Below are 23,411 nucleotides of genomic sequence, written 5' to 3'. Positions count from 1 at the left end.
GCTCAGCGCTCGCGTGCGGTCTGGTCACCGCGGACCCAGGGCCGCTGATCGGTGCCGCGCACGCGGGGTTCCAGGCTGAGGGTGACGCGATGGGTGGTGCTGTTCGTCTGCTGGCCGGAGGCGCCTGCCTCGACGACCCAGAAGCGGATCCTGCCGTCCGCGGTGCCCGACCGCTGGACGGCGAACTCCGCCTCCAGCTGTACGGGGCCCAGCTCGAAGCGCAGCTCCTCGTCGTCCGCCGCGGCCATGGCGGCGGCGAGTTCCCCACGTAACTGCGCGATCATCTCGGCGAGTTCAATCACGCCGAGCCCCTACCCCCGGCGTGTCACCTCCACACGGTGGGGGCGACACGGGGAAACCCGCAGGGGCCGGCCGGCACGACTACGGCCGGCCCCTGGCAGGTTCTCAGCCGTTGCCGGCGCCGTTGCCCGACAGGACCGGGATGTCGGAGAGGATGTGCGACAGCGGCTCGTCGCCCTTCGCCTGCGTGGAGTTCTCGGTGCACTGCTGGTTCTGAGGCGCCGACAGGACCGGGATGTCCTGGACACCGACGTTCACGAGCGCGACGAGCGACTGGAGGTTCGCCTTGACCGGCAGACCGACACAGGGCTTGTTCAGCGAACCCTGGACCAGCGTGAGCTGGGGGCTCTGGTTGCCCTTGGTCGCGGAGTTGCCGAACGCCGTCTCGGCTCCGTTGCCGCTCAGGGACGTGGTGCCCGAGTCGTCACCGATCGCCATGGCCTGGGGGGCCATGCCCGCCGAGATACCGGCGACGGAGGCGGCAATGGCCGCGGATGCCAGGAGCTTCTTCATTTTGATTCCCTTCAAGAGCGGGCTCCGTTGGCAGAGCCGCGCGATGATGAACTGCCTGATCGGTCGATGGTTTCGGCCTTTGCCCCGGCTGGCCTAGTAATCAGACGGCCGTCAACGGCACTCCAAGGTGTCGCCCCGGACGGTCGCCGGGCTGCCGAAACGCGGCGGATCGCTCAGCCTGGCCTGCGAGTTGACGGGCGTCAGGGCCCGATCCTTCTTGAGGGCGCGGAAGACCTTGTCGGCCTTGGCCCTGTCCCACTCCAGCGCGCCGTTCAGGGCCGTACTGAAGCCGCTGATCGGCACCGTGGTGAACTCCGTGGACGACGCCGGGAGCCTGCCCAGATCGGCCGCGAGCGTCAGGATCTGCCGGGTGCTGAACCCCCGGTCGACCTTCGCGGAGCCCGCCAGCGACCGGCTCAGCCGCGCCGCCCTGACCGGGTCGGCCAGCACGTTCTCCGTACGTACGCTGCTCATCGCGGCGATCAGGAAGCGCTGCTGGCGCTGGATCCGCCCGAAGTCGGCGCTCATGTCCACGTGGCGGGAGCGCACGTACTGCAGGGACCGGCCGCCGTTGAGCAGATGGCTGCCGGGGGCGAGGTCGAGCTTCGTCGTCCTGTCCTTGAGGGCGCGGGGCGTGCAGACCCGCACGCCGCCGACCGTCTCGACGCTGTCCATGAAACGGCGGAAGTCGAGCTGCAAGTACCGGTCCACGCGGACGCCGGTCATCGCCTCGACCGTCCGCACGGACAGCGCGGGACCGCCTTCCGCATAAGCCCCGTTGATCTTCCCGGGGTGGGCCGGGCGCTCTTCTCCCGTGGCCTCGTCACGGTGCGCCGGAATGTCGGCGTAGGAATCGCGGGGAAGGCTGACGACGCTGACGCGGTCCCGGGCCTCGGAGACATGGACCAGCATGAGCGTGTCCGTGCAGTTGCAGGCGACTCCGCCCGCGTGGAAATCCCGCTTCTCCTTGCGCGTGATGGTGTCGCGGCCGTCCGTCCCCATCAGGAGGATATTCGTACCGTTTCCCTCGTTCGGTCGATTCCTCATGTCACCGAAGACATCGACACGTTGGACAGGAAGAGGCAGCGCGGTGGCATTCCCCGTCGCAGCGGCGGCGGCGATCAGCAGGACCGCCGGAATGGCGAGGCGCAGCCGTCGTGCCCGCCGGGATCCGGTCGGTGAGTAGAGGTGAGTGAGCAAGCTGATCTCCGCTGCGGGGGTACCGGGACGAAGAAACGGTAAACCGCTCGACGGCACTCCATGGCGTGGGAGTTCGCGGCGCGCACGAACAACAACTCGTTCGCCCTAAGCGTTCGGTTTCGCCTGATCCCGCGTCTGGAACAGATCGCTCGACACACGCCGTCGAAGGCGAGGGAATATGGCTGACTTCAAGCAGCAGTGGAAGCGTCAGGGCCTCATCCCCGTGAGCAGAACTTCTCCGGAACGCCGCGTCGAGGATCCCATCTACAGTTCGTTGCAGGATTCTTGGGAAAGGCAGGGAAAGACCGTTCCTGGCCGCCCCGATCAGGAGTGGCAGGCTCTCATGTCACGCGATCCCTGGCCACGGGGCTGAAACCCGGGCGGAGTTGAACACGACAGCGGGCCGCCGGTGGACGGCGGCCCGCTGTGCGATGCGTGGGGAGATCAGCCGTTGCCGGCTCCGTTGCCCGACAGGACCGGGATGTCGGAGAGGATGTGCGACAGCGGCTCGTCGCCCTTCGCCTGCGTGGAGTTCTCCGTGCACTGCTGGTTCTGCGGGGCCGACAGGATCGGGATGTCCTGGACTCCGACGTTCACGAGCCCGACGAGCGACTGGAGGTTCGCCTTGGCCGGGAGACCGATGCAGGGCTTGTTCAGCGAACCCTGGATCAGCGCCATCTGCGGGCTCATGTTGCCGTACGTGGCGGAGTTGCCGTAGGCCTGCTGGGCGCCGTTGCCGCTGAGCGACGTGGTGCCGTGGTCGTCGCCGATGGCCAGCGCGGACGGAGCTGCGGCGGCGGACATGCCGACGACGGAGACGGCAACCGCGGCTGCAGCCATACCCTTCTTGATCACAACTAATTCCCTTCTGGAGAAACCCCGTTCGCCGGAGCGTGCTGATTAACGCAACGCACCACCCTTAGTTGCTCCGGTTCACTCCATTGGCCCAATACGGGGCGGGTACGGACCCCAACCGAGTGAAGCCCCGAAACTCAAACTCCTGCGGACCGGTTGGGCAGCGCGCAGTGACTCGAGCTTCTGCCAGAAAAGGAACAGACAAAATGATGAAGAAGGCTATGGCCACGGCGGCAGTTGCCGTTTCCGTCGTCGGTATGTCCGCTGCCGCGGCCCCGTCGGCACTGGCCATCGGTGACGACCACGGCACGACCTCCCTGAGCGGCAACGGCGCCAAGCAGGCGTACGGCAACTCCTCGACGCACGGCGACATGAGCCCCCAGCTCTCCCTCGTCCAGGGTTCGCTGAACAAGCCCTGCATCGGCCTCCCGGCCAAGGCGAACCTCCAGTCGCTCGTCGCGCTCGTGAACGTCGGAGTCCAGGACATCCCGATCCTGTCGGCGCCTCAGAACCAGCAGTGCACCGAGAACTCCACGCAGGCGAAGGGCGACGAGCCGCTGTCGCACATCCTGAACGACATCCCGGTCCTGTCCGGGAACGGTGAGTTCAACGGCTGATCTGCCGGTGTGAGGCCGCTCGGGCTGCCTGCCTTCTTCAAGGCCTGGCAGCCCGAGCTCCTTCGTTTTTGTATGCGGTAATTCGGGTGAATTTACTGAACGGGCGGAACCAGCGGTTTCTTCCGCCCCCTCAACTCGTTTGCAGACTGCAGGTCATGGTGCGAGACGTAAATGGAGTTTCGCTCGGTTTCGACTGCCAGATCGGCATGACCACAGAGAAGGGAACATCTGTGAAGCACAAGAAGAGCGCAACGATCATTGCTGGTGTCGTGATGGCCATGAGCATGGCGGCCCCCGCGTTCGCCGACGCCGGCGCCGAGGGTGCGGCCGTCGGGTCCCCGGGCGTTCTCTCCGGCAACGTCGTCCAGGTTCCGGTCCACGTTCCGGTCAACCTGTGCGGCAACAGCGTGAACGTGATCGCCCTGCTGAACCCGGCGTTCGGCAACACCTGCGCCAACGTCTGATAGCACCCAGCTCACCAGGCTGATTCATGGCCGGCCTTGGACTGTCGCTTCGACTCCAAGGCCGGCTTTCCACTTGCTCAGAGAGAAGACGAACTAGATGCGACAGGTCATTGGTAAAGGGATGCTCGCGACCGCGGCCGCGACCAGCATCCTCTCCCTGTCCGGCGGCTCGAGCGCGTTCGCCGCGGGCGCGGACGCCGTGGCGACGGACTCGCCCGGGATCTTGTCGGGGAACAGCGTGCAGGCCCCCCTGGACGTGCCGGTGAACGCCTGCGGCAACACCGTGGACGCGGCCGCCGGACTGAACCCGGCCTTCGGCAACAACTGCGCGAACTCCGAGGCCCCTTCGAAGGGCCACGCGAGCGCGCCGCACCGGGCGACGCCGCCGAAGAGCGCGCCGCACCGGGCGACCCCGCCGAAGCACGCGGCCCCCAGGGAGGACGGCGGGTACGGCGACGCCCCGGACACGCACGCGCCCCCGGCGTCGCACGCGGACACGCGCCCGGGCCCGCAGCACGCCGACACGTACCCGGACACGTACCCGGGCACCCAGTCGGTGGCCCAGGGCAGTGCCACGAACTCGCCCGGTGTCCTGTCGGGCAACAACGCACAGGCGCCCGCGGACGTCCCGGTCAACGCCTGCGGCAACACCGTGGACGTGATCGCCCTGCTGAACCCGGCGTTCGGCAACACCTGCGCCAACGGAGCGCCCGCGCCCAAGCCTCCGCGGCAGGAGACGCCCCCGCAGCACGAGACGCCTCCCTCCCACGAGACGCCTCCGCAGGCCGGTGAGCCGCCCGTCGACCGCGCCGTCCCCCAGCCGCCGGTGCGCCCCACCGTGCCGCCGCAGCACGTCGCGTCCTCGACCGACCGGGAGATGCCGTCGGTGGCCCCCGCCGCGCGGCACGCCGCCCCTCAGCTCGCCGAGACCGGTAGCGACCAGGACCTCCTGGCCGCCGCCGCGGCGAGTGCCGCCCTGCTGATCGGCGGAGGAATCCTCTACCGCCGCGGGTTCGCCTCATCCGGCCGCTAGCCGCCCGGACATGCCGCTGGCGGGGAAGAGACACCCGAAGGTCTCTTCCCCGCCAGAACGGGAGGGGGGCCGGCCCGCGAGGGGGTGTTGCCTACCCACGGCTAAGACGCCGACGGCTGGCGGAAGACAACCAGGCCCGTCCCATGACGACAGAGTCCACCACCTGAAGGCCGCCCGCGAAGAACCGATTCACCCGTTCGCCGACCGCATCACCTGATCGAGTCTCCGACGGGCGGGGCCGCCGCCCGGCGCTTGACGGCGCCCAGGGGCGCCCGGCGGCCGAGCTCACCGACCGGCGCCGGGACGGCCGGGCCCACGGGCCCCCGCCGCAGGCTCCGCCGAACGCCCCGCACCAGCCGCTGTGCCGTGAAGGACGCCCCGTGCACGAAGCGCATGGCCGGGCCGAAGCTGGACGCCGTCACCAGGCCCGCGAGGAACAGACCGGGGTACGAGGACTCGAACTCGACGGAGGCGTACGGCTCTTGGGCGGCGTTCACCGCCAGGCCGCGGCGCACGTCCGGGGCCAGCAGGCCCAGGCGCGCGCTCGTGGCCCGGAAGCCGGTGGCCGCGATGACGTGGTCCGTCTCGAGGTCCGGCCCGCCGCTCGCGTTGCCCACGGTCTCCAGGCGCACCCGGCCCCCCGCCACCGAAGCCGTGGCGACCTCGTGGTCGAGCAGCACCTCCACGCGTGACTCGACCCGGTCGCGCACCCACCAGGCCCCGGCGGGGCCGAGCGCCGACGCGCTGATGCGGGCGCGCGTGGCCTCGGGGAGCCGCCGGAAGCCGCCCGGCACCTCGGCGTAGAACCAGTTGCGCCATCCGCAGCCCAGGCCGCTGTGCGGAGCGCGGGCGGACTCGCGCCACGGGCGTTTCCACTCCGGAGGCGTGCTGTTCCAGTTCAGCCGGTGCGACCGGGCCAGGACCCGCACGCGCGTTCCCTGTTCGGCGAGGAGCGCCGCGGTCTCCAGGGCGGCCTGGCCGCCGCCGATCACGGTGACGTCCTTGCCGCGGAAGCGGTCCAGGTCCCGGTGGTGGCTGCTGTGCGAGACGTGCTCGGTGCCCAGGCCGTGCAGCGCCGAGGGGATCTCGACGAAGGGGATCACCCCCACGGCCAGGGCCACCGTGCGGCCGCGGACGGTCTGGCCGTCCTCGGTGACCGCCTCGAACCCGCCGGGGCAGGCGCTGACCGACGCCACCATGCGTTCGTCGACGTCCGGCACGGCGTGCTGCGCGAACCACAGTCCGTACGAGGCGAAGGTCTCCACGGAGATCGGTTCGCCGTGCCGGGCCCGCATCCCGTTGCGCCCGCAGTACTCGGCCAGGCCGTAGCGGCGCCGTGGGTCGGAGAGGTTCGACGCCCAGGGCTCCGACTTCAGGAACATGCCCCGCGGCATGTGGTCGCGCCAGGACGCCATGGGTCTGCCGAAGATACGTACGTCGAGTCCGGCGTCGGCCGCGTGGGAGGCGATGGAGAGCCCGTAGGGGCCGGCTCCGACAACCAACAGGTCATGCATCAGCAACTGCTCGCTCTCTCGTCGTCGATACGGGCGGCGTCGGCGCGTCCGGAGCCCTCCGGCGCGCCCGCCTGGCGCACCATCCGCACCCGCACCTCCTCCCCCGGTGGCCCGGTGGGACGGACCGTGCGCCGCATCCGGCCGAGCAGCCGGCGCGTCACGTGCCGGCACCACAGCACCCACATGGCGAGCGCGGGAGCCATGTCGTCCTGGGCGTGCCAGGCGAGCTCGCGTCGCCGGGACGCGGTGGAGGCGGGCCCCGCCGTCAGCAGGACGCGCAGCGCGGCCAGCGGGGAGTAGTTCTCCACGACGAACGCGCGGCCCGGGAGGACGGCGGCGGCCGGCAGCGGGCGGTGCGTCATGTCCAGGTGCTGGGCGCGCACCACGTCCAGGTCGGCCCCGTCGGCGAACAGCCGGAACTGGGCGCCGGGCCGGGGGTTGAAGTCGAGCAGGCAGTGCTCGCCGGTCGCGGAGTCCACCCGGAAGTCGAGGTCGAAGATGCCCCGGTAGCCCAGCGTGTCGACCAGCCTCTCCACCCCGGTCCGCAGGCCCGGGTCGGGCGTCCACTCGCCGACCGCCGTCAGGCCCGCCCCGCGGGGCCAGGAGCGGTGCTTGCGGCCGGAGCCGCCGCCGCGCACGGCGCCCGTACGGTCGACGTATCCGTGCACGAACCAGTCGCGCCCGGGGCCGTCCGGCAGGAAGGCCTGGAGCAGGAGGCGGCTGCCCGCCTCGTCGCTGCGCCGGTAGAGCTCCTGGGCCTCTTTCGCCGACCGCACCAGGACCGTGCTGCGCAGGTCGGTTCCGGCCGGGACCAGCCACGGGCGGCTCCACTTCGCCACCACGGGCAGTCCCAACTGGCGTACTGCGGAGGCTGTTTGTGCGGCGGATTCCGGCTGGAGCGTCACCGGGTGGGGAATGCCGGCCGAGGCGCACACCTGGGCCAGCGTCGCCTTGTCGGCCACCCGTTCCGCGAGTCCGACCGCCTGGTCCGGCAGGAGATAGACGTCGGCCAGTTCTCTCTGCAGGCGACCGATGGCCAGGGCGCCCGCGTCGTCCATCGGAATGAGCACGGACGGCCGAGCCACCCGGTGGGAAATGCGGCGCAGTACGAGGGCGATTTCCTGGAGAGACGCTCCCGGCGGCGGCGGAGGGTGTGTCTGGTGCAGATAGCGGGATCTGCGTACCGGGCTCTCCGCGGAATCCGCGGCCGCCACATGTACCTCCACTCCCGCGCGGCCCAGTGACCGAACAGCTCCGAGCGTGCCGTGATGAAAGGGATTCCGGTCGATCCGCAGCAGAACCGCGGGGACCCGGGTGTCGAGAGTTAGCACGGCCAAATCCTCTCAATTCGATCCCCCATGCGGGCGATGGGCACGCCCAAAGGATTAGGGGCTCGATTGGCGCAATAGAAATACATATGACTGAGTGTCAGTGGACGAAGGAGCAGCATGAGGAGCGGCCATGGCTTTGCAGAGACGCCGGACCACCAGTAGACGGCTGGCATTCATCGCCACCGGAATCGTCGTGTCGGCAGCGCTCGCCGTCGGACCCGGCTATGCGTGGGGAGCCGGACAGGACCCCGATCCACCGGTCCAGATGCCCGCCCTGCCCGGGCTGCCGACGACGGTGCCCGTCCCGTCCCCCTCCGCGGCCCTCCCGGCGACCCCTGCCGTCCCGACCGGCGCGGACCCCTCCCCGACGCCCAGCGCCACGGGCACGGGCACGGGCCAGGCCCCCAAGAAGCCCGCCTTCGGCGCCTACCTCAATTACGGGCCCCAGGGCGTGGAGCGCATCGCCGAGCTCAGCAAGTGGCTGGGCGGCGCCGAGCTGCGCGTGGGGCACACCTACTTGCCGGGCGACCTGTGGAGCAATATCGAGGGGGCGCCGAACTTCCTCGAGAGCTGGGCCGAGTGGCGGCGCGAGAAGGACGACCGGCTCTTCGTGCTCAACGTCCCCATGCTGGAGCGCAACGAGGACCGCGTCGGCGACGCGGAGGTGCGCGCACAGCTCCGCCGGGGCGCGGCGGGCGATTTCGACCAGCACTACCGCGTGCTCGCCGAACGGCTCGTGAAGCTCAAGGTGCCCGACACCGTGGTGGTGCTCGGGTGGGAGATGAACGGCACTACGTACACCCATCGCTGTGGTCCCGACCCGGAGGCCTGGAAGAAGTACTGGAAGCGCATCATCACGACGATGCGGTCGGTGCCGGGCCAGAAGTTCAAGTTCGACTTCACGCCGAACAGGGGCCGGGACGCCATTCCGTGGACCGAGTGCTATCCGGGCGACGACGTCGTGGACATCGTCGGCATGGATTCGTACGACCAGCCGACGGGCACTGATTTCGCCGAGCAGGTCAGCGAACCGTACGGCCTCAGGCAGCATGTGGAATTCGCGAAGTCCCACGGCAAGGAGATCTCCTATCCGGAGTGGGGTCTCTTCCGCAACGGGGACAACGAGGAATACATGCGGAAAATGCTCGCCTGGATGGACGAGCACAAACCGCTGTACAACACCGTCACCGACTACTGCCCGCACGGCGTGTGGCAGTGCGACGACAATCCCAAGTCGTCCAAGGCCTACCGGTCCCTGCTCTTCGGCCGTACGGACACCGAGCCGACCGCCCCGGAGCCGACGCAGCCGGCCACGCCCACGACGCCGCCGAACTGTTCGCCGCTGAACCTCGGCGACTGGGTCGAGCACTGGCTTGGCGGCAAGCTGTGCATGCGCCTGGACTGGTACAAGCGGCCGTAGAAGAGAGCGCTCAGGACCGCTCCCGGCGTTCCCTGCGCCCGCGCAGGAACTCCTTGCCCCGGCTGCGGGCGGCCGCGTCCCACGCGGCGGCCCGCAGCACGGGGGCGGTGCGCCTGCGGGCCAGCAGGAAGCGGTGGTTGGTGGCCTCCTCGGGGCGCCAGTGGTGCTTGTACGGTTCGTTGCCGCGCAGGAGGCTCAGGACACGGCTCCGGTCGCCCTCGGCGTGCTCCGTGCAGGCGTTCAGGAGCATCGTCGCCACGTCCACCTTGCGCTCGCGCAGCTGCGGGTGCGCCCCGTAGAGGTAGCCGCCGACCAGGTGGGGCGAGAGCAGGGTGAGATCGGCGGCCACCACGGCGTCGTCGAGCCGGAACTCGGTGACCACCGCGTCGCCCGCCCTGACCATGAGCCCCACCGACCTGATCAGGTGCTCGGAGAACCGCGGCTGGAGGTGCTCGGAGGTCACCTTGCGCCCCTGCCACTGGAGCTGATGCAGGTGCAGCAGCGTGCGCACGGAGGCATCCACCTCGTCGTGGCGTACGATCCGCCGCTCGACGCCCAGCGCGTCCATCTTCCGGATCTTGGCGCGCGCCCGCTGGGCCCGGGGTGCGGGCAGCCGCCCGAGCAGCTCCTCCATCGACGCGGCGGGCAGCTCAAGGCAGAGCGAGTCCACGAGGCGGAGCCGGGGCCCTCGCCAGCGTTCGTAGATGTGCTCCACGGCGGCTCCTGACCGCACCTCGCGGAAGTCGATCAGGGCGCTGCGGGCCAGCTTCGCCAGGCCGTCGGCCAGCGCGTCGGCGGCCTCGTCGGCGAACGCGTCGTCCAGCAGCACGTCGGTGAAGTCGGAGATCGCGCCGCCCAGCGGCACGAGCGCGGGGAGCGGGACGTAGGCGCGCATCAGCGGCGCCGTCGCGACGAGCTCGCCGTCCTTGCGTACGAGGACGACGCGCAGCCGCCCGCGGGTGCCGTAGGAGAGCCACCACGAGTGCAGCCACGCGTGGCTCTGGAACGGCGTCGCCGTCCGGCACCTGCGGTGCAGCCGGGCCCAGGCCGCCGCGAGATCCCCGAACTCGCCCTCGTCCGTGCACAGTTCGATGGTCAGGGAGCTGTCGGCCACTCCCATCACCTCTCCCGGTTGGCGTCGGCGGACTGTGCGGGGCTCGGCACGGAGGCCGGTGCTGCGTCGTCGCCGTTCTCGCCGTGCTCGCCGCGCCGCGGGCGCACGAGGAGGGCGAGCCCGCCGATCAGGCCTCCCGCGCAGCCGCCCACCAGGGCGGTCATGGGCGCCGACGCCGACGCGGGGGCCTCGGGCTTGACCGCGCGCGAGAGCTGCAGGAGGCGCACCTGCGTGCTGTCCTTGGTGTGGTTCGCGTTGTTGGTCAGGGAGCGCGACACCGCGTTGGCGATGTCACGGGCCTTGCCGGGCTTGGCCGCGGTCGCCGAGATGGAGATCATCGGGGCGTCGGGCGACGTGGCCGCCTGCACGCTCTCGCGCAGCGTCCGCGGCGAGACGCCCGACTCCACCTGGGCGTCGCCGAGCACCGCGACCTGCGTGGCGACCCTGCCGTACGCGGTGGCGAAGCCGAGGGCTGCGGTGGGGTCGGAGCCCTTCTGCGGGACGGCGATCACATAGCTCGTCGCGGTGTACTCCGGTGTCTTCACCAGGCCGTACACGCTGCCGGTCAGGGCGCCGAGCGCGGCGCCCGCCGGCAGGATCCACCAGGCGGGCAGGCGCTTGACGCGGGCGAGGATCGGGGCCGGGAGACCGGCCGGGCGGTGCCGCCTGCTGAGGGTATCGGTCATCAGGAACTCACTCTCGGGGTCGAGCCGGAGGCAGCTGCCTCGTACACATGCATCAGCTGTGCTGCGCTGCGGGTGATGCTGTAGTGGCGCGCGGCCTCCGGGGCGAGGCGCGCCCGCGCCCCCGCCGACCGGACCCCCAGCAGCGCCCGCGCGAAGGAGTCCGCGTCGCCCGTGACGCGCCCGGCGCCGGTGGCGGCGTCCGGCGGGAGGTCCTCCACGGCGGGGCAGCGGACGTAGAGCACCGGCAGACCGGCGGCCAGCCCCTCCACGACGGCAAGACCGAAGGCCTCCTCGGACGACGGCGAAGCGAGGACGTCCATGGCGGCGAGGAACGCGGGGAGGTCGGTCGCCTCCGTGGACAGATGGGGCCGCTCCCCGGCGAACACCACCCGGTCCGCGAGCCCCAGTCGAGCCGCCGTCGCGCGCAGGCCGCCCTCCTCGGGGCCGCCGCCGATCAGCAGCAGGCGTACGTCCTGGGGCAGCGCGGCCAGGGCGTGCAGCAGGACGTCGAACCGCTTGCCCGGAGCGAGCCGGCCCACCGCGCCGACCACGAACGCCTCGTCCGGGAGCCCCAGTTGGCGGCGGACGGCGACCCGGGCCCGCGGGTCGAAGCGGAACCGCTCCACCTCGATGCCGTTCGGCACGACGTGGATGCGCTGCCGGGGCACCCCCCACCGGGTGAGCCGCTCGGCGACGGAGGGGGACACCGCCACCGTGGCCCGCCCCAGACGCTCGCCGGTCAGGTACAGCGCGCGGACGCCCGCGGTCAGCGGCCGTCCCTCCATCTGCGAGTCGCCCAGGGAGTGTTCGGTGGCCACGACGGCGCGCGTCCCGGCCAGGCGGGCGGCGATGCGCCCGTACAGGCAGGCGCGGAACAGGTGGGTGTGCACGAGGTCGTATCCACCGCCCCGGATGACCTTCACGAGGCGGGGCACGGCGCCCACGTCACGGTTGCCGGACATGCCCAGGTGGATGACGCGCACCCCGTCGGCCGTCAGGCCGTCGGCGACCGGGCCGGGGTTGGTGAGGGTCACGACGTCGCAGGCGGCGGGCAAGTGGCGCAGGAGCAGGCGCAGTTGCTGCTCGGCGCCGCCGACTCCCAGGCCGGTGATGACGTGCAGGGCCCTCATTCGGCCACCGCCGGTTCGCGGACCGCACGGCGGCGCAGCCGGTTCAACCGCAGTTTCAGCTGGAGCCGCAGGGCGGTGTCCTCCTGCCCGATGTGGACGCGCGGCAGGGCGTGGACACCGGTCAGCGGGCCCGGGGAGATCGCGCACGCGTAGCGGTAGCCGGCCGCTCGTACGGTGTCGGCGACGCGCTGGTCCACGGTGCCGTACGGATAGCAGAAGCCCTCCACCTCGCGGCCGATCAGGTCGGAGAGCGCGAGCCGGCTGCCGCTGGTCTCCTGCCACAGCAGCCGGTCGTCCGCCCGGGTGAGGTCGACGTGGGTCAGGCCGTGCGAGGCGACCTCCATCCCCTCGGCGGCGGCGTGCCGGATGCCCTCCGCGCTCAGCAGCGGCTTGCGGGGGCCCAGCGGGTCCCAGGCGTTGTCGCCCGCGAGGCGGCCCGGGAGCACGAAGACGGTGGCGCCGAAGTCGTAGCGGCGCAGGAGCGGCAGGGCGTGGTCGACGAAGTCGGTGTATCCGTCGTCGAAGGTGAGGCCGACCAGGCCGCGTCCCTCGCCGCGGGCGCGCGCCGTGAGGAGCCGGGTCATGCTCACCCCGCGCAGCCCCTGGCGGCGGAGCCAGCGCAGTTGGGCCGCGAGGCGTTCGGGCGAGACGGTGATCTTGTAGGGGTCGTCCGCGCAGTTGTCCACGGAGTGGTACATCGCCACCCACATCGGCGCCTGGGGCAGCCAGTGCCGCATGCGCCGCGAACGGGTGGTCTCACCGAGTGCTGTGTCAATGGACATGCCAGAGCTTCCGTGTGGCGGATGTGACGGAACGGATGACGGGCTCGAAGGCCTGGGCCTTCAGGGCCCAGAGCACCAGGAAGAAGACGGCGGCGACGGTCGTGGAGCCGACGGCGAAGGCACTGAAGGGCGCGTCGACGTGGCTCGCGAAGGCGCCGCCGAACCCGGTGGCGCACACCGTCGCGGCCACCGGTTTGACCAGCTCGCCCAGGACGCGGCGGACCCGGATCGGCACGTTGCGCGGGCCCATCCCGCACAGCAGCACGAAGGCCGTGACGCTGATCCCCGCCGCGTTGGCGAGCGCGATGCCGCGTACGCCCCACAGGTCCACCGCCCAGGTGCCGATCCCCGCGGTCGCGGCGATCCCGACCGTCATCGCGCCCAGCGGGAACCACGTGGCCCGCCCGCCGGAAAAGTAGGAGCGCACGAGCGCGCCCACCAGCGTGTGGCCCAGGAGGCCCAGCGCGTACACGCGCATCACGGCCGCCGTGGCGACGGTGTCGTCCGCGGTGAACGCGCCTCGCTGGAACAGGAGTTGGATGAGCTGCGGCGCACAGGCGATGACCACGGAGGTGCCCAGCAGCACCACGCAGCCGGCCAGGCCCAGGTCCCGCTCGACGCGCGACCTGGCGCGCTTGACGTCGCCTTCGGCCAGGGCCCGCGCGACGACGGGGAGCGTGACCGTGCACAGCATCAGGGAGAGGATCATCGGCACCTGCGCCACTTTTTGCGCGTAGTTGAGGTGCGAGATGGCCCCCGAGGGCAGCGAGGACGCCAGGAAGCGCTCGATGAGCACCTGCGACTGCCGGCACAGCGCGAAGAGCAGCACGGTGGCGACGACGGCCCTGCCCATCAGCGCCGGGGCCGAGGGACCCGTCGCGTTGTCGTTCGGCGCGTCCGCCGTGTCGCGGGTGAGCTGCCGCCAGAGCGAGGGTGCCTGGACGAGCACCATGAGGACGCCGCCGACCGCGACGCCCAGCGCCGCCGCCCTAACGCCGTAGCGCGGGGCGAGGACGAACACCGCGGTGATGATGCCGATGTTGTAGAAGACGTAGATGGCGGCCGGGGCCACGAACCTGCGGTGGGCGCGCAGGGCCGCGCTGCAGTACCCGGCCAGGCCGAACGTGAAGACGCAGGTGGCGGTCAGGAGCGTGCAGTCCACGGCGAGGCGCGGGTCGGGCAGGCCCGGCGCGAGGACCTCCACCAGGACCGGCGCCCCGGCCATTAGGATCAGCGCGACGGCCCCGGAGGCCACCATCAGGCGTGGCAGCGACGCGGCCACCAGGGCGCGGACCGGGTCGCGCCGCGCGCCCTGGCCCCGGCGGGCGAGCGCCATGCTGAAGGCCGGTACGAGGGCGAACGCGAGGCCGTCCTCGATGAGCAGTGTGGTGGCCACCTCGGGGACGGTCCACGCGACGAGGAAGGCGTCGGTCTCGGAGCCCGCCCCGAAGAAATGGGCCAGGGCCTGGTCGCGCACGAGCCCGAGTACCGATCCGGCCACCGTGAGGACCGCGGTGATCAGAGCGGCCTTGGCGAGAAAGCCGTTGGAGGGGTCGGAGCCCCTGACGGGCTCGGCCTCGGTGGCCGGCGCGGGCACCTTGCCCGCCGGTGCCGTGTCCACGGAGTGGGTCGTGGAGGTCATCGCGGCGCCTCCCCCGGCGCGGGCGCCGCGAGGGCACGGCCGGACAGCGCCCACCAGGCCACGAGCCCCAGGACCACGGCCATGAGCACCGTCGAGGGCCCGCCGATGTCGGCGTACGCGAAGTCCACCAGCTGCCAGACGAGCAGACCGCACGCGACGAGCGCGCAGTCCGTGCCCGCGCTCCCGCGCACCCGGGTCAGCCGCCGCAGACCGAGCAGCAGGAAGGCCGCCCAGCTGCCCACCAGCGTGCACAGGCCGAGCAGCCCCTGCTCGCTGAGGACGAGCAGATACATGTTGTGCGGGGAGAGCAGCGGCTGCCGGGCGAAGGCGGCGCCCGCGCCGGCGGTGTCGCTGGCCGAGGAGAGGGCCAGCGACGCGTGGCTGTCGCGGTGGTCGGGGAAGGCCTTGAGCCCCACGCCCGACACCGGCTCGTCGCGCCACATGTCCACCGCCGCAGCCCACATCGTGTACCGGTCGGTGACGGACTGGTCGGGGGCGTCGGTCACCTGCGTGATGCTGGTGATCCGCTCCTGCAGCATCTGCGTGCCGATGCCGAGGCCGCCCACCAGGACCACGGCCGCGGCGGCCACCGCGGCGAGGGCCCGCAGGGCGCGCCGCACCCCCGCGAGCCCCAGCTGCGCGCCGCACGCCACGACGGTGGCGATCCAGGCGCCGCGGCTGAAGGAGAGCGCGAGCGGGACGGTCAGGAGCAGCGCGCACACCAGCGCGATCTGCCGCTGGCTCAGGCCTGCCTGACGCCCCTTCGGGGAGGCCGGGCCGAGCGCGAGGGCCACCGCGCACACCACTCCGTACGACACCACGGTCGCCATTCCCATGACGTCCGTCGCGCCGAAGGTCCCCACGGCCCTGACATCCGAGCCCATGTAGGAGGCGCCCGTCCCCGTGACGTACTGGTAGACGCCGACCGAGCCCTGGAAGAGGGCCAGGCCGACGATCGACCAGGCCACCAGGCAAAAGTCGCGGCGGTCGCGGACGAGCATCAGGACCGCGGCCGGTACGAGGACGAAGATCTGCAGGTAGCGCACCAGGCCGGTCATCCCGGCGGAGGCGGTGCTCGCGCCGACCGCCGCGACCGCGATGCCGATCACCGGCAGGCCGAGCACGACGGCGGCGGTCCGCGTCAGCGGCCGCCGCGCCCCGCGCACGGCGCGGGCCACGCACCAGCACACCACCAGGGCGGAGACGGCGTCGGCGGCCGTGCCGCCCCCGGAGCCGCCGTCGCCCGGCGGTACGGGCAGCGCGAGCAGGGCGACCACGGCCATGACGGGCAGCACGGGCCCGGCACCGCGCAGCGCCGATGAGATCGCGGCGGCCGGTGAGCCGGGCGGGAGGAGCGTGATGGAGGCACCGTTCACCCGGGTCAGCTCCCCGTCGGACGTACGAGGGAGGCGGCGGTGCGCAGCAGGATGCACAGGTCCTGCCAGAACGACCAGCTGTCGATGTAGGCGTTGTCGAACCGGCACCGGTCCTCGATCGAGGTGTCGCCGCGCAGCCCCTGGATCTGGGCGAGCCCGGTGATGCCGGTCGGCATGCGGTGGCGCTCCGCGTAGCCGGGGTAGGTCTGGCTGAACTTGCCCACGAAGTAGGGGCGTTCGGGGCGCGGGCCGACCAGGCTCATGTCGCCCCAGAAGACGTTCCACAACTGCGGCAGCTCGTCGAGCGAGGTGCGGCGCAGGAACTGGCAGAACCGGCTCATGTGCTGCTCGCCCGCGACCGTCCACCGGGTCGCGGCCTCCTGCGGGTCGACGGGGCGGTGCGTGCGGAACTTCAGCAGGGTGAACGGCCGCCCGTCCCTGCCGATGCGCTCCTGACGGAAGATCACCCCGGGTCCTTCGGTGGCCCGCAGGACGGCGGCGCAGGCGAGGAGCACGGGGCTGATGAGCAGCAGCAGGGTCCCCGAGGTCACCAGGTCGAGGGCGCGCTTGCTGACGCTGAAGTGCCGGGACCTCGCGGGCACGAGCAAGCGGCAGGGGAACCCGGCGAGCCGCCCGGATCTGGCCTGTCTCCCCGGCGCGTCGTAGCCCGGCGGCTGCGTCGCGTCGATCGCCCACACGTCGCATCCGGAGCCGCTCAGCGCGCGCAGCCACCCGATCTGCTCCGGTCCCGGCGTCGGCCCGACGACCAGGACGGTGCGTACGGCGTTCTGGATGACGGCGCGGCGCAGCTCCTCGATGGTGGAGAGCACCGGCAGTTCGGCGGCCCCCTCCGGCTCCGTGCGCTCGGCGGGCGCCTCGCCCACGATGCCCACGGGCCGCACCCCGGCCTGCGGATGGCGCAGGACCGCCTCCGCGACGCGCCGCGCGACGGCGCCGTGGCCGACCACCAGGGCCGGGCGCGGCTGGCGCAGCGTGGCCCTGCGGGCCCACCAGTACAGGGAGCCGCGGCCCGCGCAGCACAGCACGCTCTGCAGCGCCGCCGCCGTGCACAGGGTGGTGAGGGAGAGCGGGCTCAGGGCGGGGAAGCTCGCGGCCACCAGTCCCACGGCGCACCAGCTCAGCAGGGCCTGCCAGGCCAGCGACGGCAGTTCGTCGAGGGCGGAGGGCACGGCGAGCGGGCGGTACAGCGCGGCCCGCGTGTTCAGGCCGGTCACGCCGGCCAGGAGCAGGACCACCAGCAGGGGGTGGCGCTGCGGATCGGCGAGCAGCACGCTGCCGAGCAGGGCGGCGGTGCAGTCCACGGCGACCAGGGGCAGGGCCGACGAACGGCGTGTCGATGACCCCCAGCCGATGCTCGTCCTGCGGCCGCCCCCGGCCCCGCGGGGAGGGATGACCGAGGCGGTGGCGATGGCATGGTCGGCCGCCCGTGGCTGCGCGGCAGGGGCGACGGTTCGTTCCGCACTCACGGGTTGATGGACTCCCTGCACTTGATGGGCCCCACGCCCAGTAGCTCGCGGTACACGGCCGCGACAGCGTCCGTGGTGCGCCGCACATCGTGGGTGGTCGATACGTGACGGTGCGCTGCACGGCCGAGGGATTCGCACAGGGGCGGATCGCCGAGCAGTCCGACGAGGGCTCGCGCCAGCGCGTCGGGGTCCTCCGCGGGGACGAGACCGTGCGGCACGAGTGCGGGCGGCAGGCTCTCGCGCGCGCCGTCCACATCGGTGACCACCACGGGCCGGGCGCAGGCCATCGCCTCCAGGGGTACGAGGGCCATGCCCTCCCAGCGGGACGGCAGGACCACGACGTCGGCCGCCTGGTACCAGGAGGTGGCGTCCTGGACGGCTCCGACGAACCGGACGGAGGCGGGCGCCCGTTCGCGCAGACCGGCCGCGTCGGGCCCGTCCCCGACGAGGACGAGCCGGGCCATCGGCATCCACGCGCTGACCGCGGCCCAGGCCCGCAGCAGGACGTCCTGCCCCTTCTGCCGGCAGAGCCGCCCCACGCACACCACCAAGGGCGCCTGCTCGGAGATCCCCAGGGCGCTCCGCGCGGCCTGCGCGGCCATGGGCCGGAAGTGCTCGGCGTCCACCCCGTTGGGGATCACCGACCAGCGCGCGTCGATCCCGGAGCGCCGCCCGGTGAGCCGTTCCGCCTCGCTGACGCAGACCACGTGCGTGGCCCAGCGCGCCCCGAAGCGCTCCCAGCCCAGGGCGAGCCGCGCGGTCGCGCCGCCGACGGCCTCGAAGGACCACGCGTGCGGCTGGAACACCGTGGGGACCCTGCCGCGCAGGGCGAGCCGGGCGGCGAGCCCGGCCTTGGCGCTGTGCGCGTGCACGACGTCGGGCCGGAGCGCGTCGACGATGCGGGCGAGGCGCCGCACCTCGCCCGGCAGGCCGGGGCCCGGGGAGCGGGTCGCCGCCCAGCCGTGGACATCGCTTCCCAGGCCGCGCACGGCGTCCGGCAGACGGCCGCCGTCCGGACACGCCACGTGGACCCTCATCCCGGTGGACAGCTGGGACTTCACCAGGTCGGTGACCACGCGGGCCACTCCGCCGTCGACGGGCTGCGCGACATGAAGGACGCTCAGCCGGGGGTCAGATGATGACAGTTGCATGCACGGCGCCTTGCTCAGGGGGAAGGTGGTGCGCTACCGCTTCGCGTCCACAGCGGCGAAGAGCACACCGGTCCACGCGGACTCTCGCTGCGAGGCGAGACGGATGAGCAGGCCCTTTCGGTCGGCCTTGAGGGCTCCGTCGAGCCGGAAGATGTCGGAGTCGTAGCCGAGCGTGTTGGCGTACGCGGGCGTCCTTGCGATCTGCCTGCCCGGCTCGCTGATGGTCGAGTTCAGTACGTCGCGGGCGGGGTTCGCCGCGTCGGAGAGCCGCACGGGCCTGCTCCGGTCGGTCGACACGGTGAGCGTGTCGCCTCTCGTTCCGCGGTCGCCGTTGTACGCGACCATGCCCACGCTGCCCTTGGCACGGGCCGGCACCGGCGCGCCGCCGAGCCGGACCGCATGGCTGCGCCGGCGCGCGTCGAAGGAGTCGAAGCCGTCCCACACGGTCAGGTGCCGCAGCGGCGCGGTCTCGTTCTCGTACGCGACGACCAGCGTCCAGCCGCCCCATGCCCCGGCCTTGGAGTGCCCCATCGCCACGTTGACCTGGGCGACGGTGTAGAGCCCGGCGCCGCTGGCCCTGACGAGGGGGGTGACGTCGGCCGACGCCTGGAAGGCGTCCGCTCCGTTGGCGGTGCGGTGCCCGACCAGGGTGTCGGCCTGCACGTCCCGGTAGCTGCCGCCGGGCTCGGCGATCAGGGCCCTGCCGTTGTCCTTGGGCGGCTTCTGCTCGCCGACGCGGAGGTTGCCGCCCCAGTACAGGCGCGCGTAGGAGACCCGGGAGCCCTGCGGCAGCCGGACCTCTCCGCGGCTGGAGTTGTAGGTGTTCGGGTCCTTGTCGACGTCGACGTAGAACATGTCGAAGTCGTTGTTGGCGGCCGCCTTGCCCCCGCGCGCGGAAGGGCAAGACACCGCGCGCGGGGCCATCGGCTTGCGGCACGTGATGGCCGTGTTGGCGGCGCGGGTGATCCCGCCGTGCTGGAGGGCGTGATAGCGCTGCGCGAACTTGATGCCGGCCGCTTCGGCGGCGGGGGGTGCGGGTGCGGCCAGGGCGGGGCCGCCCGGCGTGGCGACGACCACGAGGGAAACGGCGCACAGCGTCACACGACGCAGCAAGGGGCCCAGGGAATTACGCATGACCGGCGTTGCCCTTTCGGGAAAGGTTCCGGACCAGGAGGGAGAATGTAAATGCGACAGTCACACTCGTCTCGTAACTTCCCGCACTTGTTCTTTCAAATGGCTTCAGGAGGGAGCAACACTAGCCGCTTTCCGCATTAATCCAGGAAGGCTGTCAAGTGTGTCGGAATCGTGAAGTGAGTAACGCTCGGGAGCCTGCCGGGAGCCTGCCGGGAGCACGGGCCGGGGCCTCGCGTTAACCCTGCGCCGACAGATCACCCTTTTGGGCCCACAACCCTTGCGGGCGAGTTCCGTTGATCCATGGGCCGGGCACCCCGCCCTGCCGATGCATCAACTCACCAAGGAGCAACTCTCCATGTCGCGTACCGCGAAGGCCCTCGCCCTCTCCACCGTTGCCGTGGCCGCCATGGCCGGCAGCGCCGGCATCGCCGCCGCCGACGCCGGTGCCCAGGGTGCCGCCACCAACTCCCCCGGTGTCATCTCCGGCAACGCCGTCCAGGTCCCGGTCCACATCCCGGTCAACGCCTGCGGCAACACCGTGAACGTCATCGGTCTGCTGAACCCGGCGTTCGGCAACACCTGCGTCAACAGCTGACGCTTCGGCAGCACGCACTGAGCGACGGCCGTTCTCCCCTGAGGAGGACGGCCGTCGTCCGTTCCCCGGCATGCCCCGGACGGCCGCCATGCCCCCGAATGGCAGTCGCTCGGTTGCGGACGGTGTCCACCGCTTTCACGGTGAACACAAGATCCGACGCATCACCGAAGGGAACATTCATGCGCGCTCTGCCCGTACGGCGTATCGCGACCACCGTCCTCTGCGCTTCGCTCCTCATCGGGACGGCCGGTCCCGTCATCGCCGCCGAGAGCGACTCCCCTCCCAGCAACGCCCAGGAGGCGGCCCGCGCGCCGGTCGCCGGAGCGGACGCGCTGCTGGCCCAGGCCAAGACCCTGGGCGACGCGGGCGGTGTGCTCACCCCGGTCACCGACCTGCTCACCGCCGTACTGAAGGCCGACAAGGGTCAACTGCCCGCCGCGGAGGCCGCGAAGCTCGCCGAGCCGGTGAAGGCCGCCATCACCAAGGCCTCGGCAGCGGCCCCCAAGGCTCCGGAGGCCCCGGCCCTCCCGCAGACGTCCACGCTCCCGGAGGCCCCGGCGCTCCCCAAGGCGATGCCGGACGACGCCAGGGCCGCGGCCGACCCGAAGGCCGACGCCCTGAAGGCACTGCAGACCGCGGTCGACACCCTGCTCAAGGCGGCGACCGGCGGCGACGTGGCCGCGGTGGCGGGCGCGGTTCCGACCGTGCTCACCGGCCTCGTCAACGTCGTCGCGGCCACGCTGCTCGGCGGCGGCCTGCCCGCGCCGGATCTGGCAGGCCTTCCGGCCCTGCCCAAGCTGCCGGAGGCCAAGCTGCCGGCCGCGCCCAACGTGCCCCAGGCGCCCGCGCTGTCCTGAGCCTCGGTCAGCACACGTCGGCACCCGTCAGCCCCCGTCAGCATCGATCTCCACCCGTCGCGTCGGCCTTCCCGGTCGGCGCGACGGGCTTTTCATGTCCCCATCGCCATCCATCTCACGGCCCCTCTCACGACCCCTCTCGCCGCCCATCTCGCCGCCCATCTCATACGAGAATGAGACACCGCCTTCGTTCGGGTGGGTTCCGTGAATTTCCGCCGCACAGAGTTTCCGCCGTACACAGCGCTCGTTACCCATGGCGAAGTGAAAATCCCCTCTGGCGACCGTCCGTCGCCGAAGAAAGGAACACGATGAAGCCCCTGAAGGCTGCCGCCGTCGTTGCCGGATCCATGGTCATCGCTGGTGCCGCCGCACCCGCCTTCGCCGCCGACCTCACGCCCACCAGCCTGAACGGTGCACTGGACACGATCGCCAGCCAGACGTCGTCGCTCGACGCGGCCCCGCTGGCCACCAACGCCCTGGACACCGAGAACAAGGACTCCGTCGTCAACACCGTTTCCGGTGCCGCGAAGGACCTGCACGCGGGCGGCGGCGCCGGCAAGCTGCTCGGCGGACTCCCCGTCGGAAAGTAGAACCCTTCCCGCTTTCCCGCGGACGGCGTATCGCGCCGAATGAAGGCCGAATGAGGGCCGAATGAAGGAAGCAATTGCCTGGGCGTGTTTCCTGCGGAGGATTCCGCGGACCGCTCCATGAGGCAACGCCTCGCCGCCGACGGCAGCGGTTCCAGTGCCGGGAGCGCGGCCGGCGGCTCGCCCGGCGTCATCTTCGGCACCCTGGCCGAGGTCCCGGTCCACGTACCGGTGAACGTCGCGGGCGACGCGGCCGTCACCAGCTGACGTTCTCCCCGAGAAGTGCTGCCGCGAGCGAACGGCACGCGGCGATGAGGGCCGGTTCCGCAGACGCATTCTGCGGAACCGGCCCTCGGGGTTTTCCCGGCCCGCACGCCTTCCCAGGGCCTCAGTTCGACTGAGGGGCCCCGGAGTTCGACCGGCGCGTGCCCCGATCGTGTGATGGCTGGCCCCCACTCACCCAGTCAAGTGACAGACGGGTCCGAGGCGTAGGGACACATCGATACGGTTCCGGGATGACCTCGACATCGAGCGAAACCCGCACCTTCCGGCCCGCCGATCTGGGCACCCTCACCGTGGTCCCCTGGAGTGGTGAACACCCCGAGGACGAGGAGGACATGCCCTTCCTGCTCGCGTACTCGCTGGGCGACGGCGAAGGCGGTCCCGAGGCCTCGACCGAAGCCATCGAGATCCTGCTGCAGAACACCGGGCTCCCCATCGGCGGCCCCGTCGTCGAGAGCTCCCGCAACCCGAGCCTGCCCGTCACCCTCCTCGTCGAGGCCGGCCAGGCCGTCCTGAACATGCCGCACCTCAACGCCCAGTGCGTCGTACCGCCGGAGTGGCTCGAGGCGGTGGGCGAGCGGGGCCACGCCTACTTCATGTTCACCACGCGTCCCTGGCCCGAGGCCAAGCCCGGGGTTCCGCTCGCCGAGGAGGCCCTCGCCGCCTTCGCGGGCGCCGAGGAGACCATGACCAACGCCGCGCACTGCCTGCTCTCCGCGCGAAGCCTGCGCGGCTAGGAGCGGCCGAGGGGGTGCCCGGACGCGGCGGGGCCCGCCGGTCGGGACGGACCGGCGGGCCCCGGCGCGGTGGTGACGCGGGTGGTCGCCCACAGGGCCTGTCCTGCCGAGAGATGCCCCACTACTGCAAAGGGTGCCGGGCTGCCCCGCAGCCCATGAACCCAGTGAGGACCGCAGCCGATGCACACCAAGACACCTCTGCCCGAAGCTCGTCAGCCCGAAGCCCCCTCAGGGCGCGTGGAGCCGCCACCCGCTGGCGTCGGTGGGAGCCGTGCGTTCGCGCTGCTCCTGGTGATCACGGGTGCGGCGGGGCTGCTGGCGGCGTGGGTCATCACGCTGGACAAGTTCAAGCTGCTTGAGGACCCGGACTTCACGCCGGGGTGCAGCCTCAATCCGGTGGTCTCCTGCGGCAACATCATGAAGAGCGAGCAGGCGTCGGTCTTCGGGTTCCCGAACCCGATGCTGGGCATCGCCGCGTACGCGGTGGTGATCTGTGTGGGCATGAGTGTGCTGGGCCGGGCGCGGTTCCCGCGCTGGTACTGGCTGACGCTGAACGCGGGCACGCTGTTCGGGGTCGGTTTCTGCACGTGGCTGATGCAGCAGT

25 protein-coding genes are annotated in these 23,411 nt (G+C 71.7%); 10 read left to right on the top strand and 15 right to left on the bottom strand.

Annotated elements, in window-relative coordinates:
- Positions 1-2: 2 nt before the first annotated feature.
- The 4 genes from ACIGXX_RS25360 to ACIGXX_RS25345 all read right to left on the bottom strand — a co-directional run bounded on the left by ACIGXX_RS25360 (position 3) and on the right by ACIGXX_RS25345 (position 2,868).
- Positions 3-302 carry a trypco2 family protein gene (locus ACIGXX_RS25360; RefSeq protein WP_351163340.1) on the bottom strand — a complete coding sequence of 100 codons (300 nt, stop codon included), beginning with the start codon at positions 300-302 and terminating at the stop codon, positions 3-5.
- Positions 303-405: 103 nt separating this feature from the next.
- Positions 406-813 (bottom strand): rodlin, encoded by a 408-nt coding sequence (locus ACIGXX_RS25355; protein WP_351163338.1) that lies wholly within the window; start codon positions 811-813, stop codon positions 406-408.
- A 111-nt stretch (positions 814-924) separates the two neighbouring features.
- Positions 925-1,815 carry an LCP family protein gene (locus tag ACIGXX_RS25350; RefSeq protein WP_399979038.1) on the bottom strand — a complete coding sequence of 297 codons (891 nt, stop codon included), beginning with the start codon at positions 1,813-1,815 and terminating at the stop codon, positions 925-927.
- Between the two features lie 642 nt (positions 1,816-2,457).
- Positions 2,458-2,868 carry a rodlin gene (locus tag ACIGXX_RS25345; protein ID WP_351163334.1) on the bottom strand — a complete coding sequence of 137 codons (411 nt, stop codon included), beginning with the start codon at positions 2,866-2,868 and terminating at the stop codon, positions 2,458-2,460.
- A 206-nt stretch (positions 2,869-3,074) separates the two neighbouring features.
- Here ACIGXX_RS25345 and ACIGXX_RS25340 point away from each other — a divergent pair, with 206 nt between their 5' ends.
- From ACIGXX_RS25340 to ACIGXX_RS25330, 3 genes are all read left to right on the top strand, one after another.
- Positions 3,075-3,485, top strand: a complete 411-nt coding sequence (locus ACIGXX_RS25340; protein WP_351163332.1) for a rodlin — start codon at positions 3,075-3,077, stop codon at positions 3,483-3,485.
- A gap of 206 nt (positions 3,486-3,691) precedes the next feature.
- Positions 3,692-3,949: a chaplin gene (locus tag ACIGXX_RS25335; RefSeq protein ID WP_383821045.1), complete on the top strand. Its 258-nt coding sequence runs from the start codon at positions 3,692-3,694 to the stop codon at positions 3,947-3,949.
- Between the two features lie 121 nt (positions 3,950-4,070).
- Complete coding sequence (locus tag ACIGXX_RS25330; protein ID WP_399979033.1) at positions 4,071-4,982, top strand: chaplin family protein; 912 nt, start codon at positions 4,071-4,073, stop codon at positions 4,980-4,982.
- 209 nt (positions 4,983-5,191) lie between these two features.
- On the opposite strand, the gene ACIGXX_RS25325 is transcribed toward ACIGXX_RS25330, so the two are convergent.
- Both ACIGXX_RS25325 and ACIGXX_RS25320 read right to left on the bottom strand, forming a co-directional pair.
- A complete protein-coding gene (locus ACIGXX_RS25325) occupies positions 5,192-6,496 on the bottom strand; it encodes an NAD(P)-binding domain-containing protein (protein ID WP_399979030.1) in 1,305 nt (434 codons plus the stop codon).
- Positions 6,496-7,827, bottom strand: a complete 1,332-nt coding sequence (locus tag ACIGXX_RS25320; protein WP_366463373.1) for an ATP-grasp domain-containing protein — start codon at positions 7,825-7,827, stop codon at positions 6,496-6,498. Before ACIGXX_RS25320 ends, ACIGXX_RS25325 begins: the two co-directional genes overlap by 1 nt.
- Positions 7,828-7,957: 130 nt before the next feature.
- On the opposite strand from ACIGXX_RS25320, the gene ACIGXX_RS25315 reads away from it, so the two are divergent.
- Entirely contained in the window at positions 7,958-9,247 is a 1,290-nt protein-coding gene (locus ACIGXX_RS25315) for a glycosyl hydrolase (RefSeq protein ID WP_399979026.1), read from the top strand.
- Between the two features lie 10 nt (positions 9,248-9,257).
- Here ACIGXX_RS25315 and ACIGXX_RS25310 read toward each other — a convergent pair whose 3' ends face one another.
- From ACIGXX_RS25310 to ACIGXX_RS25270, 9 genes are all read right to left on the bottom strand, one after another.
- Positions 9,258-10,367 carry a GNAT family N-acetyltransferase gene (locus ACIGXX_RS25310; RefSeq protein WP_399979023.1) on the bottom strand — a complete coding sequence of 370 codons (1,110 nt, stop codon included), beginning with the start codon at positions 10,365-10,367 and terminating at the stop codon, positions 9,258-9,260.
- Complete coding sequence (locus ACIGXX_RS25305) at positions 10,367-11,047, bottom strand: lipopolysaccharide biosynthesis protein (RefSeq protein WP_351163320.1); 681 nt, start codon at positions 11,045-11,047, stop codon at positions 10,367-10,369. Before ACIGXX_RS25305 ends, ACIGXX_RS25310 begins: the two co-directional genes overlap by 1 nt.
- On the bottom strand, positions 11,047-12,177 hold the full coding sequence (locus tag ACIGXX_RS25300) for a glycosyltransferase (protein WP_399979019.1): 1,131 nt from the start codon (positions 12,175-12,177) through the stop codon (positions 11,047-11,049). Before ACIGXX_RS25300 ends, ACIGXX_RS25305 begins: the two co-directional genes overlap by 1 nt.
- A complete protein-coding gene (locus tag ACIGXX_RS25295; protein WP_351164008.1) occupies positions 12,174-12,914 on the bottom strand; it encodes a polysaccharide deacetylase family protein in 741 nt (246 codons plus the stop codon). Before ACIGXX_RS25295 ends, ACIGXX_RS25300 begins: the two co-directional genes overlap by 4 nt.
- A 34-nt stretch (positions 12,915-12,948) precedes the next feature.
- Positions 12,949-14,601 carry a lipid II flippase MurJ gene (murJ, locus tag ACIGXX_RS25290; RefSeq protein ID WP_351163316.1) on the bottom strand — a complete coding sequence of 551 codons (1,653 nt, stop codon included), beginning with the start codon at positions 14,599-14,601 and terminating at the stop codon, positions 12,949-12,951.
- Positions 14,598-15,884, bottom strand: coding sequence for an O-antigen ligase family protein (locus tag ACIGXX_RS25285; protein WP_361464547.1), 1,287 nt, complete (start codon positions 15,882-15,884; stop codon positions 14,598-14,600). Before ACIGXX_RS25285 ends, murJ begins: the two co-directional genes overlap by 4 nt.
- Before the next feature lie 98 nt (positions 15,885-15,982).
- Entirely contained in the window at positions 15,983-17,464 is a 1,482-nt protein-coding gene (locus ACIGXX_RS25280) for a sugar transferase (protein ID WP_399979014.1), read from the bottom strand.
- Complete coding sequence (locus ACIGXX_RS25275; RefSeq protein ID WP_351163311.1) at positions 17,461-18,615, bottom strand: glycosyltransferase; 1,155 nt, start codon at positions 18,613-18,615, stop codon at positions 17,461-17,463. The genes ACIGXX_RS25280 and ACIGXX_RS25275 overlap by 4 nt, the downstream gene beginning before the upstream one ends.
- 33 nt (positions 18,616-18,648) lie before the next feature.
- Positions 18,649-19,749 carry a DUF3344 domain-containing protein gene (locus ACIGXX_RS25270; RefSeq protein ID WP_399979011.1) on the bottom strand — a complete coding sequence of 367 codons (1,101 nt, stop codon included), beginning with the start codon at positions 19,747-19,749 and terminating at the stop codon, positions 18,649-18,651.
- Between the two features lie 355 nt (positions 19,750-20,104).
- Here ACIGXX_RS25270 and ACIGXX_RS25265 point away from each other — a divergent pair, with 355 nt between their 5' ends.
- The 6 genes from ACIGXX_RS25265 to ACIGXX_RS25240 form a co-directional block, all read left to right on the top strand.
- Positions 20,105-20,344, top strand: coding sequence for a chaplin (locus ACIGXX_RS25265; RefSeq protein WP_351163307.1), 240 nt, complete (start codon positions 20,105-20,107; stop codon positions 20,342-20,344).
- A 179-nt stretch (positions 20,345-20,523) separates the two neighbouring features.
- Complete coding sequence (locus ACIGXX_RS25260) at positions 20,524-21,201, top strand: hypothetical protein (RefSeq protein ID WP_399979006.1); 678 nt, start codon at positions 20,524-20,526, stop codon at positions 21,199-21,201.
- A 308-nt stretch (positions 21,202-21,509) separates the two neighbouring features.
- Positions 21,510-21,791, top strand: a complete 282-nt coding sequence (locus tag ACIGXX_RS25255) for a hypothetical protein (RefSeq protein WP_351163303.1) — start codon at positions 21,510-21,512, stop codon at positions 21,789-21,791.
- Positions 21,792-21,908: 117 nt separating this feature from the next.
- Positions 21,909-22,055 (top strand): chaplin family protein, encoded by a 147-nt coding sequence (locus ACIGXX_RS25250; protein ID WP_351163300.1) that lies wholly within the window; start codon positions 21,909-21,911, stop codon positions 22,053-22,055.
- Between the two features lie 248 nt (positions 22,056-22,303).
- A complete protein-coding gene (locus ACIGXX_RS25245) occupies positions 22,304-22,807 on the top strand; it encodes a DUF5949 family protein (protein ID WP_351163297.1) in 504 nt (167 codons plus the stop codon).
- A 180-nt stretch (positions 22,808-22,987) separates the two neighbouring features.
- The coding region (locus tag ACIGXX_RS25240; RefSeq protein WP_399979001.1) for a vitamin K epoxide reductase family protein at positions 22,988-23,411 on the top strand (424 nt) is incomplete at its 3' end.

The organism is Streptomyces sp. NPDC055243 (assembly GCF_044544025.1).
Lineage (GTDB): Bacteria > Actinomycetota > Actinomycetes > Streptomycetales > Streptomycetaceae > Streptomyces.
Note: the sequence above shows the minus strand (reverse complement) of the source record. Positions and strands in the feature narration are given on the sequence as shown.

What these genes read in the sequence shown, in the direction of transcription:
- ACIGXX_RS25265 (WP_351163307.1), top strand. Translation starts at nt 20,105, where the DNA reads ATGTCGCGTACCGCGAAGGCCCTCGCCCTCTCCACCGTTGCCGTGGCC.
- ACIGXX_RS25245 (WP_351163297.1), top strand. Translation starts at nt 22,304, where the DNA reads ATGACCTCGACATCGAGCGAAACCCGCACCTTCCGGCCCGCCGATCTG.
- ACIGXX_RS25250 (WP_351163300.1), top strand. Translation starts at nt 21,909, where the DNA reads ATGAGGCAACGCCTCGCCGCCGACGGCAGCGGTTCCAGTGCCGGGAGC.
- ACIGXX_RS25270 (WP_399979011.1), bottom strand. Translation starts at nt 19,749, where the DNA reads ATGCGTAATTCCCTGGGCCCCTTGCTGCGTCGTGTGACGCTGTGCGCC.
- ACIGXX_RS25335 (WP_383821045.1), top strand. Translation starts at nt 3,692, where the DNA reads ATGACCACAGAGAAGGGAACATCTGTGAAGCACAAGAAGAGCGCAACG.
- murJ (WP_351163316.1), bottom strand. Translation starts at nt 14,601, where the DNA reads ATGACCTCCACGACCCACTCCGTGGACACGGCACCGGCGGGCAAGGTG.
- ACIGXX_RS25300 (WP_399979019.1), bottom strand. Translation starts at nt 12,177, where the DNA reads ATGAGGGCCCTGCACGTCATCACCGGCCTGGGAGTCGGCGGCGCCGAG.
- ACIGXX_RS25305 (WP_351163320.1), bottom strand. Translation starts at nt 11,047, where the DNA reads ATGACCGATACCCTCAGCAGGCGGCACCGCCCGGCCGGTCTCCCGGCC.
- ACIGXX_RS25255 (WP_351163303.1), top strand. Translation starts at nt 21,510, where the DNA reads ATGAAGCCCCTGAAGGCTGCCGCCGTCGTTGCCGGATCCATGGTCATC.
- ACIGXX_RS25295 (WP_351164008.1), bottom strand. Translation starts at nt 12,914, where the DNA reads ATGCGGCACTGGCTGCCCCAGGCGCCGATGTGGGTGGCGATGTACCAC.
- ACIGXX_RS25285 (WP_361464547.1), bottom strand. Translation starts at nt 15,884, where the DNA reads ATGGCCGTGGTCGCCCTGCTCGCGCTGCCCGTACCGCCGGGCGACGGC.
- ACIGXX_RS25330 (WP_399979033.1), top strand. Translation starts at nt 4,071, where the DNA reads ATGCTCGCGACCGCGGCCGCGACCAGCATCCTCTCCCTGTCCGGCGGC.
- ACIGXX_RS25350 (WP_399979038.1), bottom strand. Translation starts at nt 1,815, where the DNA reads ATGGGGACGGACGGCCGCGACACCATCACGCGCAAGGAGAAGCGGGAT.
- ACIGXX_RS25315 (WP_399979026.1), top strand. Translation starts at nt 7,958, where the DNA reads ATGGCTTTGCAGAGACGCCGGACCACCAGTAGACGGCTGGCATTCATC.
- ACIGXX_RS25260 (WP_399979006.1), top strand. Translation starts at nt 20,524, where the DNA reads ATGCGCGCTCTGCCCGTACGGCGTATCGCGACCACCGTCCTCTGCGCT.
- ACIGXX_RS25275 (WP_351163311.1), bottom strand. Translation starts at nt 18,615, where the DNA reads ATGCAACTGTCATCATCTGACCCCCGGCTGAGCGTCCTTCATGTCGCG.
- ACIGXX_RS25355 (WP_351163338.1), bottom strand. Translation starts at nt 813, where the DNA reads ATGAAGAAGCTCCTGGCATCCGCGGCCATTGCCGCCTCCGTCGCCGGT.
- ACIGXX_RS25310 (WP_399979023.1), bottom strand. Translation starts at nt 10,367, where the DNA reads ATGGGAGTGGCCGACAGCTCCCTGACCATCGAACTGTGCACGGACGAG.
- ACIGXX_RS25325 (WP_399979030.1), bottom strand. Translation starts at nt 6,496, where the DNA reads ATGCATGACCTGTTGGTTGTCGGAGCCGGCCCCTACGGGCTCTCCATC.
- ACIGXX_RS25340 (WP_351163332.1), top strand. Translation starts at nt 3,075, where the DNA reads ATGATGAAGAAGGCTATGGCCACGGCGGCAGTTGCCGTTTCCGTCGTC.